We start from the raw sequence: 17,158 nt of genomic DNA, 5'->3' as shown, positions 1-17,158 counted from the left end.
CAGCCGTTCGCGCTGGTGACACGATGCAGGCAGTCGTGTGTCACGGTCCCGCTGATTACCGGCTGGAGAAGCTACCGGTCCCGTCGCGGAGACCGGGAGAGGCGCTCATACGCGTTGAGGCCGTCGGCATTTGCGCGAGCGACCTGAAGTGCTACCACGGCGCATCGAAGTTCTGGGGTGACGAAAACCGGGCGGCATGGGCGGAGACGGAGGTCGTCCCGGGGCATGAGATCACCGGGCGGGTGGTGGAGCTCGACGATGCCGCTCGCGAGCGCTGGGGCGTCGACGTCGACGATCGCATCGTCGTCGAGCAGATCGTTCCGTGCTGGAGCTGCCGCTACTGTGCCGAGGGCAACTACCACATGTGTCAGGTGCACGACATCTACGGCTTCAAGCGCGCAACCCATGGCGGCATGCAGGAGTACATGGTCATCACGCAGGGTTCTCTGGTCCATCGGATCAGCGCTGACATTCCCCCCGCGCACGCGGCCTTCGCGGAGCCGCTGTCTTGCGCACTCCACGCCGTCGAACGGGCCGACATCACGTTCTCCGATGTGGTTGTCGTCGCCGGGTGCGGGCCGATCGGCCTCGGTATGGTCGCGGGTGCGGCGGCGAAATCTCCGGCCCAGGTCATTGCTCTGGACATGGAGCCGCGCAAGCTGGAGCTTGCGGCGCGCGCCGGGGCCACGATGACGATAGACATCAGCAAGCAAGATCCCGTTGCCCGCGTTCGAGAACTTACCGGTGGTTATGGCGCCGATGTCTACCTCGAGGCGACCGGGCACCCGTCGGCGGTGATCCAGGGCCTCAACCTGCTGCGCAAGCTCGGTCGCTTCATCGAATACAGCGTCTTCAAGGAGGCGGTGACCGTCGATTGGACGATCATCAGCGATGACAAGGAACTCGACGTGCGTGGCGCCCATCTTGGACCGAACTGCTGGCCTGCTGCGATCCGGCTCATCGAGGGCGGCAAGCTCCCGCTCGACGACATCTGCACCCACCAGCTGCCGATTGCGGAGTTCGCGCGCGGACTCGACCTCGTCGCGTCGGGCAAGGAGTCGATCAAGGTCTCACTCATTCCCTGATCAGTCGGCTCGAGCTGACAGAAAACGATCGGCTCGCGACTGGCCGAACCATGGTCGCCACTGCCACCCGGACATCACATCAGATCGGAAGACATCGTTATGAACGTTACCAAGACGACCCGGGCCGCCATTGTCCTCGCTATTGCCCTCACCCTGCCGCTCGCGGCGTGTAGCTCGGGTAAGAACGCCAAAACCGCTACCGGCGGTATCGATGGCGCGAAGGTCGCCTTCCTCATGCCGGACCAGGCATCGACCCGGTATGAGCAGCACGATGCGCCGGGCTTCAAGGCTGCGCTCAGCAAGTTGTGCGCGAGCTGTACGGTGCTCTACAACAACGCCAACGCTGATGCGGCGAAGCAGCAGCAGCAGTTCGACGCTGCCATCTCGCAGGGCGTCAAGGCCATCGTGATCGATCCGGTCGACTCCACCGCCGCGGCCTCGATGGTGTCACGTGCTCAGGCCAGGGGAATCAAGGTCGTTGCCTACGATCGGCCTATCCCGGACGCGAAGGTCGATTACTACGTGTCCTTCGATAACGAGGCCATCGGCAAGGCGATCGCCGAATCGCTCGTAAAGCACATGAAGGACACCGGCGTCCCAACCGACAAGGGGATCCTCGAGGTCAATGGATCACCGACCGACGCGGCAGCAGGTCTGATCAAGAAGGGCATCCACGAAGGCCTCGCCAGCGGCGGGTACGCGACGCTCGCCGAGTACGACACCCCTGACTGGGAGCCGACCGCTGCTCAGCAGTGGGTCGCAGGCCAGGTCTCCCGGTTCGGCGGGCAGATCGGTGGGATCGTCGCGGCCAACGACGGGACGGCCGGTGGTGCCATTGCCGCGTTGAAGGCCGCGAACGTCAAACCTATCCCGCCGGTTACTGGTAACGACGCGACCAACGCCGGGCTCCAGCTCGTGATCTCGGGGGACCAGTACAACACGATCTCTAAGCCGAGCGAGATAGTTGCTTCCGCGGCAGCTGAAGTCGTCGTCGATCTCGTCGAGGGCAAGCAGGTCGAGGCCGTCGGTGGCGGCAACCTCACAACCATCTTCACGGCCCCGACCATGCTCTTCGTGCCGAAGGTCGTCACACGGGACAACCTGAAGGCCGACATCGTCGACGCCAAGATCAACACCGCGGCGGAGCTGTGTACTGGTGCCTATGCCAGCGGATGCACGGCACTGGGGATCTCCTGAAACCGGCCTTCACGTCATCGATAGAGTTTCTTATGACAGCCACGGCAACATCGTCCACGACGCCGGTGCTCAGCCTTCGCAGTGTCGGCAAGACTTTCGGCGCGGTCTCCGCGCTGACCGACATCGACATGGAAGTCAACGCCGGCGAGGTGGTCGCCCTCGTCGGCGATAACGGGGCTGGTAAGTCCACCCTGGTCAAGGTCCTGTCCGGTGTCCATCAGCCCGATGCAGGTGAGCTCTTCTTCGACGGGAAGCCCGTCACCATTCCCTCGCCGAACGCGGCACTCGAACTCGGCATCGCTACCGTTTTCCAGGATCTCGCGCTCTGTGAGAATCTCGACGTCGTCGCCAACCTGTTTCTCGGTCGAGAGCTCGGTAGGGCGCGGCTCAGCGAGGTCGAGATGGAGACCCGGTCCTGGGAGCTCCTCGGGGAGCTATCGGCTCGCATCCCGAGCGTTCGCGTCCCCATCGCGTCGCTGTCAGGTGGTCAGCGCCAAACTGTCGCTATCGCCCGGTCGCTGCTGGTAAACCCCCGGCTCATCATGCTCGACGAGCCGACTGCCGCGCTGGGGGTGGCGCAAACCGCAGAAGTCCTCAACCTGATCGAGCGGGTGCGCGCCAAGGGGCTCGGCGTCATCATGATCAGTCACAACATGGAGGACGTTCGGGCGGTCGCGGACAGGATCGTGGTGCTCCGGCTCGGCCGCAACAACGGAACCTTCGGTCCTGATGTGAGCAACCACGAGCTCGTCGCGGCAATCACGGGCGCCACGGACAACGTCGTCGCTCGTCGATCGGCCCGGCGCGCGGTCGAGGTCGACGCGGCTGTTGCGAACACCGCAGAGGAGCTGTCATGAGTCAGACGGAAACGTCCACGAAGTCCGAGGTGACCGAGCACACTGAACTCGACCGCCAGGACAGCCGAGTAACCGTCGGTGTTGGCGGCGTCGGCGGGGTGATCACCGGATTCGGTCGCCGCGTGCGCTCCGGTGACCTGGGAGCGCTCCCTGTCCTCGTCGGTCTGGTCGGCATCGCCGTTGTTTTCCAGACCCTGAACCCGGTCTTCCTCACCTCGACCAACCTGGTCAACCTGCTGTACGACAGTGCGGCCGTCGGCATGATCTCGCTGGGCATCGTGCTGGTCCTGATTCTCGGGGAGATCGACCTGTCGGTGGGTTCCCTGAGTGGTCTCTCGGCGGCGTTCCTCGGGGTCCTGTGGGTCAACAAGGGCTGGCCCATGCCGGTCGCCGTCCTCGCGGCTCTGCTCAGCGGTGCGCTGATCGGGCTGCTCTATTCACTGGTCTATACCCGATTCGGTATGCCGAGCTTCGTTGTGACTCTGGCCGGCCTGCTCGCCTTCCTCGGACTTCAGCTCCAGCTGCTCGGCAGCCACGGGTCGATCAACCTCCCGTACGGTTCGCAGCTGGTGACCTTCGGCCAGCAGCAGTTCCTCCCACCCGCTGTGGCTTATGTAATCTGCGTCGTCGCCGCGGTCGGCGTGCTGGTCGCGGGTCTGGCGAACATCCGAGAACGGGCACGGGCCAATCTATCCCGGCCCTCTGTGCAATCCCGGCTGATCAAGAGCGGTGCGCTCCTGGTCGTCCTCCTCGCCGCCACCTGGTATCTCAACCAGGACAATGGAGTGCCGTGGATGTTCATGGTGTTCGTCATCGCGGTCGTGGTGGCAAACTATGGCCTGACCCGGACCCGCTGGGGAAGGCACATGTTCGCGGTCGGCGGCGGCGTGGAGGCCGCGCGCCGGGCCGGTATCAACGTCAACCGGGTCTATACGTCTGCGTTCGTCCTCACCGGCACGCTCGCGGCGCTCGGAGGTATCTTTATGGCGGCCCGGCTGGCCTCGGCCAGCCAGAGTGCTGGCACCGGCGACGTCAATCTCAACGCCATCGCCGCAGCCGTCATAGGCGGTACAAGCCTGTTCGGTGGTCGAGGATCGGCGTATTCAGCCCTGCTGGGAATCCTTGTGATCCAGTCCATCTCGAACGGATTGACATTGCTGAATCTGTCGTCGGCCCCGCGGTTCATGATCACCGGTGCTGTTCTTGCCCTGGCGGTACTCATCGATTCATTGGCGCGCCGATCCCGCGTCTCGCACGGACAGGCATGAGGTCCGCGCCAGCGTCCAACATCTTCGGGAGATGTGAACAGGGCCAATTGCGGCCGGACTTGCATGTCGGGCGAACATCCGTCAGTCACTCGGTGAAGGGGGACTCCTGGATGGAGGACAGCGTGTGCACGAGCGGCTTCGTCGCTCCGTACAGGCTGTCGTAGACGCCGAACAGTTCGTCGTAAAGTGTCCGGGTGCGGGGGTTGGGTTCGATGAGCTGACCGACGGTCGCCCAGTCGGTCTCCGGTGGAACCAGGCCGGTTCCGATCGCGGCGAGCAGCGCGTCGCCGTAGCTAGCGCCCACGGTTTGGGTCGGTACCACCTGGGGTCGGCCGACGACGTCGCTCACGATCTGAGTCCACAAGCCACCCTGCGTTCCGCCGCCGACAGCCACGAGCCGTTCGATCGGAGTCTGCTCGCTGTCGAGAAACTCGATGATCTGCCGGATGCCGTAGGCGATGCCCTCGTAGGCAGCACGGAAGAGGTGGCCCCGCCCGTGCCGCAGACTGAGTCCGGCGACGACGCCACGTGCTCTCGGGTCGAAAATCGGCGTGCGCTCACCAGCGAAGTACGGCAGGAGTACCAGGCCGTCGGATCCAGGCGGCACGGCCGCAGCCTCGGCGATGAGCTGCTCGAACGGCACGTCCCCGGTCAACTGCTGAACCCATGACGTGAGCGACCCGGAGGTCGACATTCCCGCGGCGAGCGTGAACTGCCCCGGCTCGATGCCAGCGGTTGTCCATAGCAGCGGGTGGGTTTGGAGGGTAGGAAGAACCTGGACGAAGAACATCGTCGAGCCGTACATCAGCATCACGTCCCCGGGGCGCCGCACCCCGGCACTGAAAGCCTCACTCCAGGCGTCGACGGTACCCGCGCAGACGGGAGTGCCGGCGGGTAGGCCCGTCTCCTGTGCGGCCGCTGACGTTATTGCGCCCACAACCTCATGTGGCCAAACGATCTGCGGCATCTCGAGATGCCCGACGATATCGCCGATCCAATCCTTCGCCCAATCCTGCCCGCGCAGGTCGTACAGCGGGTCACTCTGGCTGGCCGTATGGTGGTCGAGCACGTAGGCCCCGGTCAGTTTTGCGACGGCATATGAGCTGGAGTTGTACCACCGGGTGGCCCGTCGCCACACATCGGGCTCGTTCCCCGCCACCCACAGCATTTTCGGTCCCACTGCTTGCGTCGACAGCGCTTTACCGCAACGCTGCAGCACTTCGTCGGCACCGAGTCGGTCAGTGAGTTCAGTTATCTCCGCCGTAGCCCGCATGTCGATTCCGTAGAGAATCGCCGACCGGACCGGGCGCAAATCCTGGTCACACAGCAGCAGGCACGGACCGACGCCACTGACGCATATGCCGGCTAGACGATGCTCTGCGATATGGGGAACGAGTTCGCGGCATACCTCGACCAGATCGCTCCACCAGATGGTCTCTGCATCTACCTCTGCCCAGCCCGGCCGAGGAAGGCTCATGCCGTGTTTTCGGACCGCCATCGCGAGGATCCTGCCGTCGCTGGTTGTCAGCACCCCCTTGGTGCTGCCCGTACCCATGTCGACACCAAGCAGCAGATCCGACAACCCAGTCACCCGCACTTCCACATCATTCCCGCGCGTTCGGCATCAGCGTAATAGAGTCGGGCGGCGGATACCGGACCGTTCCCGTCGTCCAGCTCTGCTTTGCTTCCGTTCGTCGCCACCTCGGGCAGCACCCCAGGGGCAGACCCCGAACGTGTGCGGGCGTCCAGCCGATCGGCCGAAGCAATTTCCCTTGTCACGCCTTGCTGACCTGGTTGACCGTCTTTATCGAACCACTGGCCCGTTTTCCGTTCTCGGGTTCAGCCCTCGAATTCGGTGCCTTCCAGGTCGTCGGAGAACCGGCCGCCGAAACCAAGTGCAGTTCCTTCGGTGCGGGACCGGCCGCGGCGCGGTCCTTATCGAACTGATCGAATATCGCTGGGTCCTCTCGCGGCCGTGGCCGACTGACTGCCTTATTATCAAGTGCCGCAACGTGGTTCGAATCCCCGTCATCGGCTCTCTTCGGACTCCTTTACGCGCACTCGCCGATTCGCGTCGCGGGAATCGTGGCTTTCTCCAGCACTGTTCGGCGCTCGATCAAACCGACTGTCACACCGGCGATGATGATCAGGCCGCCCAGGATCTGGCCGAGCCGGATCGTCTCGCCGTTGATCGCCACGGCACCGAGCACACCGAACACAGGCACCAGGTTGAGGATGTTGACCGCGACGCTCGAGGTCATTCGGCGCAGACCGTAGTTATAGAGCAGGAACCCGCCGACGGAACATGCCACGGCCAGGTAGGCGAGCAGCGCTGCGGCCGTGGTGTCCGGTACCCGCCAGTCCCGGATTTCCAGGAGCGAGGCGAGCAGGAAGCCGGTGGCTCCTGCCATGGTCTGGTAGTAGGTGAGATTCACTGCGTCCTGGTCGCGGCCCGCGTACTTGCCCAGCACGTTGTATCCGGCCCACACCAGCCCGCCGAGCAGCAGCAGGACATCGCCGAACCAGCGTGCGCTGCCTCCGACTTCCGCGCCGTTGCGCACGACCAGGAAGGCTCCTGCCGCGGCGAGCAGGACGCCACCGACTCGCAGCAGCGGCATCCTGGTCCGCAAGACCACCAGTTCCACGAGCATCGTCATCAGCGGGTAGGTGGCCACGATGAGCGAGGCGTCGGAGGCGGTCGATAGTTCGACGCCGATGTTCTCCAGCACGAAGTAGACCGTGATGCCGAGCACGCCGCTCAGGTAGATCATTCGCCGCTGACGGGCATCCGGCCGCGCGGCTGGGTTGCGGCGCATGCGCACCATGATCCCGAGCAGCATGGCGGCGAGTGTGAAGCGGATGGCTCCGATGGTCAATGGCCCGACATCGGCCAGCACCTGCTTGGTCACCGCGTACGAACTGCTCCACAACAGCGCGGCCGTCACGACGGAACTAATCGCCAAGACCTTGGTGCTGCGCTCGTCCACCACTGAAACCCCTTACTTCATCGCCGCCGACCGCGTCGCGGAGAAGCGCATCATGAACGGAATACTGCGAGCAAGCTAGCAATTAGTCCGGGCTTATGGGATGCTGGCCGAACCAAATTCGGTTCCTTGCGGATGAGGCGGAATATGGACGAACTAGATTCGGCGTTGCTGCGGCTTCTGCAGCAGGACGGTCGGCGCACCAACCGGGACCTGGCACAGGAGTTGGGTATCGCGCCCTCCACGTGCCTGGAGCGGGTGCGCTCGCTTCGTGAGCGCGGTGTACTGCTCGGATTCCACGCCGAGGTGGACCTGCCCTCGATCGGCCGGGGCCTGCAGGCGATCATCGCCGTGCGGGTACGGCCGCCGACGCGGGCGATCATCGAGCAGTTCCAGGCCTTCGTGGCGCGGATGCCCGAGGTGATCGGAGTCTTCGTGCTCACCGGGAACGAGGACTTCCTGCTCCATGTGGCGGTTCGCGACACCGACCATCTGCACGCGGTGGTCTTGGACAAGCTGACCGTGCGGCAGGAACTCGCGGACGTGCGCACTTCGGTGGTCTACGGGCACCTGCGCAAGAGCGTCATCGAGCCGATTTGAGGCTGGTGGTCGTGACCGCCGCCAGTACCCAGGACCGCGACGGCGCACAACCATTGCTGGCGGCCGTGCGCGCCAAGTTCTCCAGAATCACGCTGACCTGGGCGTATGCCGGCTATTCCGGCCGGTTGGTGCGCTGGTCTCAGCAGGTGTTGAACTTGACCGTAGCGATCGTGAAACGCTGCGATCCCGGCTTCGTCGTGCTGCCACGCCGCTGGGTCGCCGAACGCACATTCGCCTGGATCAGCAAGCACCGCCGCTGCGTCCGCGACTACGAAACCCGACCCGAGCACCACGAAGCCATGGTCTACATCGCCACGATCATGACCATGGCACGGCGATTGGCCCCTCGACAACCGACAGCCGGATCCATGGATCCGCATTAGCATCGCGCCGTGACGAAAGAACGCCGCCGCCGAGTGCTTACGGTGGGTGAGCGGCAGTACCTGTGGAAGACCTACCACCAACATGTAGACGGCTGCGAGGAAGTCCTGCGATTGCGGCAAATCGGGTCGGTGGCAGGACTGACACTGGTCTTCCGTCCCGACGTGGAACGCCACGTCCCAGACGGTGGGTTTTCCGCTGCCGGTGATATCTGGATCGGTGACCTTTTGCTGAATCTGAACATGCCCGGCGTGGTCCGGGCGCTTGTCGAAGCGGCTGTCGAGGCGGGCTGGATGGCAGAGACGCGCATGGTCGGCCACCGCAACGGCTGGGACCTATTCGATGATGCCTACGCCAGGAATGCCGACTGCTAATCGACGCTTTGAGCACCGAGACCAGACCTGCCCAAGTTCTCGGACGCTCACTGAGAAATTTCCGCTGCGGACACAGAGTGCGTGCACCAGCTGTCGGAGCTGACCTCAGTGCCGGGTTCAGCCGCGGTGCTCGGTGGTTCGGCGTCGCTCGGCGCGGTGGGTGAGCGCGGTGATGATCCGTTGCCATGCCGGGGACGCTTCGGAGATCCGGGAAGAGATCAGCTGCAGGCTCTCCTGTCGACCGCTGTCTCGTTCGTGTCGGATCTCCCATGCGTCCAGGTCGTCGATGAGGCGGTCCAGGCGTGGATCGTGCGGGAGCCAGTCGACTGCTTGATCGCAGGCGAGATACAGGCGGGTCGTCTCGGGGTCGTCGAGGTCTGCAGTCTTGTCCCGGATCCGCTGTGGCATGGCCTGCGGGTCCAGTGCTTGCAGCAGGATCCACGAGTCACGCTCCGCTCGTACTCTGTGTTCGCTGACGCCGAGACTGCGCATACGGTTCAGGATGGCGACCACCTCAGGGGGCAGGACAAGGCTTTCACCGCTTGCCAGATCGGCGATGCGGCTGCGGTATTCGGTGAGCTGATCGATCTTGCGCTGCAATTCGGCGTCGATATCGGTGATGGCCGCGGCGAATTCGGTCGGCTGGGCGTGCAGCAGTGCGTCGATGCGGGCCAGCGGAACACCGGCGTCGGCGAGGGTCCTGATCCGGATCAGATCCACCGCGGCTTGCGCGCTGTAGCGGCGGTAGCCGGAGGCGTCGCGCTCAGGCTCGGGTAGCAGGCCGACGTGGTGGTAGTGGCGCACGGCGCGCACGGTCACCCCTGCGGTCGCCGCGAGCCGGCCGATGGTCAGCACCGTTGTCCTGTCGTCGTCGGGCATGGTCGTGCCGAGTTTAGGGCGATGGCACGCTGGCGGGGTGGGTGAGCGTAGCCCGGTCGATGACGTCGCGGATTGCCTGGACCACGGCGTCGGGGTCGAAGCAGAGCCGGTGGTGGAGGGTGGTCGAGAGGATGCGTTGTTCCCGTGCGAGACCGCGCACCCGCGTCCGTTCTCGTCCGTCGTTGGGCATGGTCGTGCCGAGTTCAGGGCGATGGCACCCTGGCGCGTGGGTGAGCGCCGACCAGTCCACGGCGTCGCGGATTGCCTGGACCACGGCGTCGGGTCGGTCCAAGGAGAGCCGGTGGTGGAGGCTGTTCGAGAGGATGCGTTGTTTCCCCGTGCGAGACCGCGCGCCAGGGCCGGGGCCATTCTCGTCCGTCCTCGGGCATGGTCGTGCCGGTTTAGGGCGATGGCACGCTGGCGGGGTGGGTGAGCGCCGACCGGTCCACGACGTCGCGGATCGCTTGGACGACGGCGTCGGGGCGGTCGAAGCAGAGCCGGTGGTGCAGGGTGTTGGAGAGGATGCGTTGTTCCCCGTGCGAGACCGCCCGCACCAGGGCCGCATCCATTCTCGTCTTGGCGTCGTTCATTTCCTGCGCGGTCAGCGCCTGCTGGGCGGGGTCGTTGCCCACGACGGTGAGCGCGACCACCGGGACATCGGGGATGTTCGGTCCCGCTCGCAGTTCGGTGGCGAGATCGGTCAAGCCGGTACGTTCGGCGATGCCGATCCGCATCCATTCGTCGCTCGCCTTGGCATCGATCAGCGGTTGCCGTATGTGCTCGGGGTAGTCCGCGAGCAGCTCGGCGCGCAGTTCGCGCAGCGCCGGGCCCATCTGTCGGAGTTGCTCCGGATCGGCTGCCATCTGCTCGGCCGCGGCCAGACTCGCTATGGGCGGCATGAAGTCGTCCCAGTCGCGGTGCAGCGCGTCCATCCAGACCAGTCCCGCCACGTCGCGCGGGTACAACTGCGCGAACCGATGCGCGTAGAAGCCGCCGAGGGAGTGTGCCGCGAGAAGATAGGGAGCGCTGATGTTTTCGGCGCGCAGCAACTCACGTAGTTCCGTGGCCACTGCGGCGGCGGTGCGCGGCAGCGGCAGGGGATCGCTGTAGCCCGTGCCGCCACGGTCGTAGACCACAGCGGTGGTGAATTGCGAAACCTGTTGCTGGACAGCGAAATAGTCTAGGCCGACCGCGCTCGCACCGGGTAGGAACACGACGGCCGGTCCGCCGCTGCCCGACCGATGTACGAAAACATGGCGGCCGTCGATTTTTTGGAATCCGCCGATCGGCGGAGCGAGCCGAGTCGAGGAAGTGATGTCATTCGTCATGCGACAAGACTCCAACCCTGACGCAGGGGCAGGGTCAACCCCCTTTCGCCGCACTACCCAAAACACGCTGATCAACGCGCAGCACGCGACCGATCGGGAGTTCACCGCGACATACGCTGATCAACGCGCAGCCTGCGACTGATCGGAAGTTCAGCGCGACACACGCTCATGCCGGATGCTGCCGTCGGAATGAGATGCGATGAATGGAACGGAATCCGCGATGCTGAAAGCACGCGCTGCCTGGCCGCTTGCGTCAGCTTCGACCATCGTCAGCGTCTCTGCGATGTGTGGAGCCCCGCCCAGTTGGCTGCGCTCTTGCGGCGGCCCGATTCGGAGCCGTCCGGTCGATCGCTGTCGCTTCGGAAATATCGCCGCCGCAGGGACATTCGGCGCTGTGAGAGCCCACGCCGCCCCAGACGGAAAGCACGCGCTGCCTGGTCGGGGTGTCAGCTTCGATAATCGTCAGCGTCTCTGCGATGTGGGGATGCGCTCTTGCGGCGGCCCGATTCGGAGCCGCCCGGTCGGTCGCTGTCGCTTCGGAAATATCGCCGCCGCAGGGACATTCGGCGCTGCGAGGGTCCACGCCGCCCCAGACGGAAAGCACGCGCTGCCTGGCCGCGAGAGTCAGCTTCGATAATCGTCAGCGTCTCTGCGATGTGGGGATGCGCTCTTGCGGCGGTCCCATTCGGAGCCGTCCGGTCGATCGTCCGTCGCTTCGGAACCATCGCCACCGCAGTTACATTCGACGCTGCGAGGGTCCACGCCGCCCCAGACGGAAAGCACGCGCTGCTTGGCCGCGAGAGTCAGCTTCGATAATCGTCAGCGTCTCTGCGATGTGGGGATGCGCTCTTGCGGCGGTCCCATTCGGAGCCGTCCGGTCGATCGCCCGTTGCATCGGAACCATCGCCGCCGCAAGGACATTCGACACTGCGAGAGTCCATGCCGCCCGGGCTGATGGCTGGGGCACCATCGTGGCCAGCGGGTGGAGCCGCAGGACGGCAGGCAAGCCACGCTGGACCACACCAACCACACCGTGTCCGCTGGCCGATCGCTGTGACCAGGGCAAACGCCATGTCAGCTCGGTGTCAGGTCGGTATCAGGCCCGCCGATGACAGTAGTCGCCATGACAACTTCAGCGATTGCGGCTACTGGGCTGCGAAAGGCATACGGGGACAAAGTTGTCCTCGATGGCATTGATTTGGATATCGGTGCCGGGACGATTTTCTCCCTGCTCGGTCCGAATGGGGCGGGTAAGACGACGACGGTGAACGTGCTGACCACGCTGTTGAAGGCCGATAGCGGCACGGCGCATGTTGCCGGGCACGATATCGCGTCCGAGACCAAGGCGGTGCGCGCGGCGATCGGGGTCACCGGTCAGTTCGCGGCGGTGGATGACCTGTTGACGGGGGAGGAGAACCTCCAGTTGATGGCGGATATCCACCGTCTGCGGGGGACCGAAGGCAAGCGGGTGATTACCGAGTTGCTGGAACGGTTCGATCTGCTCGAGTCGGCGCGCAAGCGGGCGGCGACCTATTCCGGGGGTATGCGCCGCAAGCTCGACCTGGCGATGACGCTGGTCACCAGGCCGGAAATCGTTTTCCTCGACGAGCCGACCACGGGACTGGATCCGCGTAGTCGTCGCACGATGTGGGAAATCGTGCGGGATCTGACCTCCGATGGCGTGACGATCTTCCTCACCACCCAGTATCTCGAGGAAGCCGATCAGTTGGCCGACCGGATCGCGGTGCTCGACCAGGGCCGCATAGTCGCCGAGGGCACTCCCGACGACCTCAAGCGCCAGGTGCCCGGCAGCCACATACGGCTTCGGTTCACCACTGTCACGGAACTGGATGCGGCGGCGCGGATCCTGTCCGGATCCACCCGCGACGACGAGGCGCTGACTTTGCGGGTGCCGGGCGACGGTGGGACGAAATCATTGCGCCACCTGCTGGACCGGCTCGCCGAAATCTCTATCGACGCCGAGGAAGTCTCCGTCCACACCCCCGATCTCGATGACGTTTTCCTTTCCCTGACCGGTCACGCGACCACGGAGGCCAACGCACAATGAGCACCATTTCCGCACCGCTGGCCGATTCGTCGATCATGCTGCGGCGCAACTTCAAACACATCGCCCGAACTCCGGTCACGGTATTCAACGCGGCGCTGATGCCGGTCGTGATGATGTTGATCTTCGTGTACGTGTTCGGCAGCGCCTTCGATGTCGGCGAACACTACATCGACTACGCGACACCGGGCATGATCCTGCTGGCCATCAGCTACGGGTTGTCGGGTACCGCGGTATCGGTGAGCTCCGATATGGCGAAGGGCATCATCAACCGGTTCAAGGTTATGGATGTATCCCGTAGCGCTGTACTGACCGGTCACGTCGTAGCCACCATACTGACCAATGCGGTAGCCATCGCGGCCGTTATCGGTGTGGCCTTCGGGCTGGGGTTCCGGCCGCCCGCGACCGCACTCGACTGGCTCGGCGCGATCGGCATCATGGCGGCGACATCCTTCGCGGCCTCCTGGCTGACGGTGGCGCTCGGAATGGCCGCGAAAACTCCGGAATCGGCGGGCATGGGCGTGGTGCCGCTGATCATGCTGCCCTTTGTGAGCAGCGCGGTCGTGCCCGCGGACAAGATGGGACAGGGCGTGCGGCAGTTCGCGCAGTATCAGCCCTTCACCCCGATCATCGAATCACTGCGGGGGTTTCTCAACGGCCATCCCTCGGGTGGCTACACCGCCGCGGCGCTGGCCTGGTGTGCCGGGTTCGCCCTCGTCGGATACGTGTGGTCACGCGCCACGTTCAGCAAGCGAGCGTAGTTGCCACCAGTTCACGCCAGTCCGCCTGAGCACCTTCGTTCGTCGCCTCGGTGAAGCGCGCTGCACCGAGGCGACGTCGTGCTGTCTGCTCGATGCGGGCCACGTCCGGTTGGGAACGATCCGGCAATCCGCGTACTGCGGCACTCGCCGCGAGCAGCCGAACGGCCTGTTCGATTTGGTCGGTCCGCAGTGCCAGGTCCGCGATTCCGACGAGCACCTGGGCGAGCAGGGGCGCGTATCCCGCCTCGGACGCCGCCTGGAAGGCCGCTGTGTATTCTTCGCGGGCTTCGTCGAGACCGTCTGCGAGGTAGCCGAGTTGGTTGTGTGTCACCGCCCTGATTTGTGCCTGCTCCGCATCGCTGCCCAGCGCGGTTGTCGCGACGCCGATCTGCCGGTATGTCTGCTCGGTGTCGCCGTTCCAACGGGCCAGCTCCGCCTTCTCCAGGGCCAAAACAGCCAGAGTGTTCGGCCATCCGGACTGATCCGCGCACCGCTGTGCCTCGGCCATGGCCGCCGCGCTAGCCTGCGCATCACCCAGTAGCCAGTACAGCTGCGCCTGCCGCGAGCGCATCCGGACGACATCGTCGATCGTGCCCACCTCGGTGACCACCGCGATCGCCTGATCGAAGTACCCGCAGGCAGTGGCGAATTCGCCGCGCACGGCGATTCGGTCCGCCAGCTCGGTCAGCGCGAACGAAATGCCCCAGCGCTCGCCGATGGCCCGGAATTCGGCGAGCGCGGTCTCGAGATACTCGTCCGCCTCCCGCCCGTCCTGGCCGAGCACGATCCGCATCCTGCCCAGGAGCAGCCGGGCCAGTGCACGCACCCAGGGGTCTTCGTCGGTGAGCAGCGGTTCGAACGCGGACAGGTACTGGTCCGGCCCCTGCAACATGTGTTCGAGTGCGGCGGTGAACGCCAGCAGGGGATAGCGGGACCGACTGCGCTGGCTGAACCGGTATGCCTTGTGGATCCATTCGTCGACTTGGCGCTCGTCATTGGGGCCGGAGGACATGAAGTGCACGATCAGCCCGTACACGATGGCCAGGGTCTCATCATCCACCTCGCCGGGCAGGTCGGCCGCGGCGGTGATCAGCTCCATGCCCTCGGCCTTGTGCCCGCTGAGCCACCAGTACCAGCCCGCTGCCGCCGCGAGCCGCATTGCCCCCGCCGCGTCCCCGACCGCGAGCGCGCCACGCATCGCGACGGCGATGTTGTCGTGCTCGGCCTCGAGCGTGGCGAGCCACTCCAACTGGTCGGCGCGGCGCAGGTGCGGCTCCGCGGTCGCGGCGAGTTCGGTGAAGTACGAAAGATGCTCTCGGCGTACAAGATCCGCTTCCCCCGACGCCACGAGCCGGTCCCGGGCGTACTGCTTGATCGTGTCGAGCATCCGATAGCGCGGCCCACCGGGCGAGCCGGCGGGAGGAGCACTGTCCGCCACGGAGAGCAGCAGCGATTTCTCGGTGAGCGCCGTCAGCAGCTCCAGCACCTCCCACTGCTCGACCACTGGGTTTTTCCCATCCCCCTGCCCTTCGGCACCGCCCGCGGTATCAGCGCAGACCTGCTCAGCCGCCTCCAAACTCGCGCCGCCGGAGAACACCGCGAGCCTGCGCAGCACCATTCGTTCGGCGTCGGTGAGCAGCTCCCAGCTCCAGTCGACCACTGCCCGCAACGTCCGGTGCTGCGGGATCGCGGTACGGCTGCCACCGGTCAGTAGGCGGAACCGATCGTCGAGGCGGTTGGCGAGCTGCTCGAGGGACATGGTGCGCAGTCTGGCCGCGGCCAGTTCGATCGCCAGCGGTATCCCGTCGAGCGCTCGGCAGACGCGCGCCATGGTCGACAGTGTGCGGGTATCGGCCGCGAGATCCTTGTGCACCACGCCGGCCCGGTCGCGCAACAGCTGAACGGCGGCGCAGGACTGGATTTCGCTGGGATCCGCGTTCTCGGCGGGCAACGTCAGGGGCACGACCTGCCATAACGCCTCGCCCGTGATGCCGAGCTGTTCTCGGCTCGTCGCGAGGATCCGCAGCCGCTGACACTCGCCGAGCAGCCGGTGGGCGAATGCCGCCGCGGCGTCGATCACATGTTCACAGTTATCCAGGATCAACAACGTCTCGCGCTCGCGGAGCGCCGCGACGAGGCGGTCCATAGGTTCCGCATTCGGTGCGGCGCCGAGCAGTGCATCCCGGAGCCCGAGCGCGGCGAGCGCCGATTGCGCCACGTCACCGCTCGCGCCGACGGACGCCAGTTCTACCAGCCAGGCCCCGTCCGGCAAGTCGTCGAGCAGGGTCCGCGCGGTTTCCAGGGCCAGCCGGGTTTTTCCTGAGCCACCGGGCCCGGTCAGGGTGGTGAGCCGATGTGCCGCAATGAGTTCGCGCACTGCGGCAATATCGCCGTCCTTGCCGACGAAGCTGGTCAACTCGGCCCGCAGGTTCGTATTGCGCTCGTTTTCCTTGGCTGCCCCTTCGCCGCGCAGCAGTGCGACGTGCAGTGCGGACAGCTCCGGTGCGGGATCCACGCCCAGCTCGTCGGCGAGGACTTCCCGTGCCCGCTGGTACACGATCAGTGCCTCGGCGCCACGACCCGCGGCGGCGAGCGCACGCATCAGTGCGGCGATGAGCCGTTCCCGCACCGGATGCCGGGCCACCAGCTCGGTCAGCTCGCTGACCAGCTCCGCACCCCGGCCGAGGCGGATCTCCGCTTCGTAGAGATCCTCCATGGCGGCCAGGCGCAGCCCCTCGAGCCGGGTGATCACCGCGTCGACGGCCGCACTGTCCGGCACACCGACGTCCTGTATCAGCGCACCGCGCCACAGGTCGAGGGCCTCCCGCAGCAGCTCGGCCTGGTGCGCGACGTCACCGCCGCGGGCTTGGTCGAGAAGCTGTTCGAAGCGCACGGCATCGACAGCGTCGGGTTGCACCGTGAGCCGGTATCCGCCCGCCTGCACGTCGAGCGCCCCTTCCGGCAGCACGCGTCGCAGTCGGGAAACCAGTGCTTGCAAGGCATTCGCCGCATCGGACGGCGGCTGCTCACCCCAAATCCAGTCGACCAGTTTGGCTTTCGGGACCGCACGACCGGGTTCGAGCGCGAGAGCGATCAACAGCGCCCGCAACCGAGCACCTGGTACCTCTAGCAATCCCCCGTCATCTACCCGAATCTCGAGCGGTCCAAGCATCCCGATCTGCACTCGGACCATTCTGCCGTGGGCCGCAAGTCGGCCCGTCGCGCTCGGATTGCCGCCGCTGGGACCGCCAGCCCGCAAAAGTAGGCGCCAACGAATTTCCACCGGTTCCACGGCAGGGCAATCAGCGGTAGCGCACCTGCGCAACGCATTGCCGATCGCGCAATTTTCCGCCCCGAACAGGCCGAACACCGTGTCAGC

Annotated in this window: 15 protein-coding genes; 9 read left to right on the top strand and 6 right to left on the bottom strand. The window is 65.4% G+C overall.

The window, feature by feature from the left end; translation table 11 throughout:
* Positions 1–23: 23 nt before the first annotated feature.
* The 4 genes from ACIBG0_RS28735 to ACIBG0_RS28720 all read left to right on the top strand — a co-directional run bounded on the left by ACIBG0_RS28735 (position 24) and on the right by ACIBG0_RS28720 (position 4,407).
* A complete protein-coding gene (locus tag ACIBG0_RS28735) occupies positions 24–1,085 on the top strand; it encodes a zinc-binding dehydrogenase (protein ID WP_397036633.1) in 1,062 nt (353 codons plus the stop codon).
* A 234-nt stretch (positions 1,086–1,319) separates the two neighbouring features.
* Positions 1,320–2,282, top strand: coding sequence for a substrate-binding domain-containing protein (locus ACIBG0_RS28730; RefSeq protein ID WP_397036497.1), 963 nt, complete (start codon positions 1,320–1,322; stop codon positions 2,280–2,282).
* 32 nt (positions 2,283–2,314) lie between these two features.
* Positions 2,315–3,139 carry an ATP-binding cassette domain-containing protein gene (locus ACIBG0_RS28725; RefSeq protein ID WP_397036631.1) on the top strand — a complete coding sequence of 275 codons (825 nt, stop codon included), beginning with the start codon at positions 2,315–2,317 and terminating at the stop codon, positions 3,137–3,139.
* Positions 3,136–4,407 carry a sugar ABC transporter permease gene (locus tag ACIBG0_RS28720; protein WP_397036496.1) on the top strand — a complete coding sequence of 424 codons (1,272 nt, stop codon included), beginning with the start codon at positions 3,136–3,138 and terminating at the stop codon, positions 4,405–4,407. Before ACIBG0_RS28725 ends, ACIBG0_RS28720 begins: the two co-directional genes overlap by 4 nt.
* An 85-nt stretch (positions 4,408–4,492) precedes the next feature.
* Here ACIBG0_RS28720 and ACIBG0_RS28715 read toward each other — a convergent pair whose 3' ends face one another.
* Together ACIBG0_RS28715 and ACIBG0_RS28710 are read right to left on the bottom strand one after the other, a co-directional pair.
* The gene (locus ACIBG0_RS28715; RefSeq protein WP_397036495.1) at positions 4,493–5,998 is read right to left on the bottom strand and encodes an FGGY-family carbohydrate kinase; all 1,506 of its coding nucleotides are present in this window, start codon (positions 5,996–5,998) and stop codon (positions 4,493–4,495) included.
* Between the two features lie 460 nt (positions 5,999–6,458).
* Complete coding sequence (locus tag ACIBG0_RS28710) at positions 6,459–7,394, bottom strand: DMT family transporter (protein WP_397036494.1); 936 nt, start codon at positions 7,392–7,394, stop codon at positions 6,459–6,461.
* A 144-nt stretch (positions 7,395–7,538) separates the two neighbouring features.
* On the opposite strand from ACIBG0_RS28710, the gene ACIBG0_RS28705 reads away from it, so the two are divergent.
* Genes ACIBG0_RS28705 through ACIBG0_RS28695 form a run of 3 tightly spaced genes read left to right on the top strand, consistent with a single transcriptional unit; the run spans position 7,539 to position 8,746 of the window.
* On the top strand, positions 7,539–7,991 hold the full coding sequence (locus ACIBG0_RS28705) for an Lrp/AsnC family transcriptional regulator (RefSeq protein ID WP_397036493.1): 453 nt from the start codon (positions 7,539–7,541) through the stop codon (positions 7,989–7,991).
* An 11-nt stretch (positions 7,992–8,002) separates the two neighbouring features.
* A complete protein-coding gene (locus ACIBG0_RS28700) occupies positions 8,003–8,374 on the top strand; it encodes a transposase (protein WP_397036490.1) in 372 nt (123 codons plus the stop codon).
* Between the two features lie 9 nt (positions 8,375–8,383).
* Positions 8,384–8,746 (top strand): hypothetical protein, encoded by a 363-nt coding sequence (locus ACIBG0_RS28695; RefSeq protein WP_397036488.1) that lies wholly within the window; start codon positions 8,384–8,386, stop codon positions 8,744–8,746.
* A gap of 117 nt (positions 8,747–8,863) precedes the next feature.
* On the opposite strand, the gene ACIBG0_RS28690 is transcribed toward ACIBG0_RS28695, so the two are convergent.
* The 3 genes from ACIBG0_RS28690 to ACIBG0_RS28680 form a co-directional block, all read right to left on the bottom strand.
* A complete protein-coding gene (locus ACIBG0_RS28690; protein ID WP_397036487.1) occupies positions 8,864–9,625 on the bottom strand; it encodes a MerR family transcriptional regulator in 762 nt (253 codons plus the stop codon).
* Positions 9,626–9,638: 13 nt separating this feature from the next.
* Positions 9,639–9,917 (bottom strand): hypothetical protein, encoded by a 279-nt coding sequence (locus ACIBG0_RS28685; protein ID WP_397036485.1) that lies wholly within the window; start codon positions 9,915–9,917, stop codon positions 9,639–9,641.
* Positions 9,918–10,026: 109 nt separating this feature from the next.
* The gene (locus ACIBG0_RS28680) at positions 10,027–10,953 is read right to left on the bottom strand and encodes an alpha/beta fold hydrolase (protein WP_397036483.1); all 927 of its coding nucleotides are present in this window, start codon (positions 10,951–10,953) and stop codon (positions 10,027–10,029) included.
* A gap of 1,123 nt (positions 10,954–12,076) precedes the next feature.
* Between ACIBG0_RS28680 and ACIBG0_RS28675 the strand changes: the two genes are divergently transcribed.
* Together ACIBG0_RS28675 and ACIBG0_RS28670 are read left to right on the top strand one after the other, a co-directional pair.
* Positions 12,077–13,021 (top strand): ATP-binding cassette domain-containing protein, encoded by a 945-nt coding sequence (locus tag ACIBG0_RS28675; RefSeq protein WP_397036481.1) that lies wholly within the window; start codon positions 12,077–12,079, stop codon positions 13,019–13,021.
* Complete coding sequence (locus ACIBG0_RS28670; protein ID WP_397036480.1) at positions 13,018–13,779, top strand: ABC transporter permease; 762 nt, start codon at positions 13,018–13,020, stop codon at positions 13,777–13,779. Before ACIBG0_RS28675 ends, ACIBG0_RS28670 begins: the two co-directional genes overlap by 4 nt.
* Here the strand turns inward: ACIBG0_RS28670 and ACIBG0_RS28665 are convergent.
* A complete protein-coding gene (locus ACIBG0_RS28665; RefSeq protein WP_397036478.1) occupies positions 13,763–16,888 on the bottom strand; it encodes a BTAD domain-containing putative transcriptional regulator in 3,126 nt (1,041 codons plus the stop codon). The two genes, ACIBG0_RS28670 and ACIBG0_RS28665, sit on opposite strands and share 17 nt — an antisense overlap.
* Positions 16,889–17,158 lie beyond the last annotated feature (270 nt).

The sequence above is a fragment of the Nocardia sp. NPDC050630 genome, assembly GCF_044457245.1.
GTDB lineage: Bacteria > Actinomycetota > Actinomycetes > Mycobacteriales > Mycobacteriaceae > Nocardia.
Note: the sequence above shows the minus strand (reverse complement) of the source record. Positions and strands in the feature narration are given on the sequence as shown.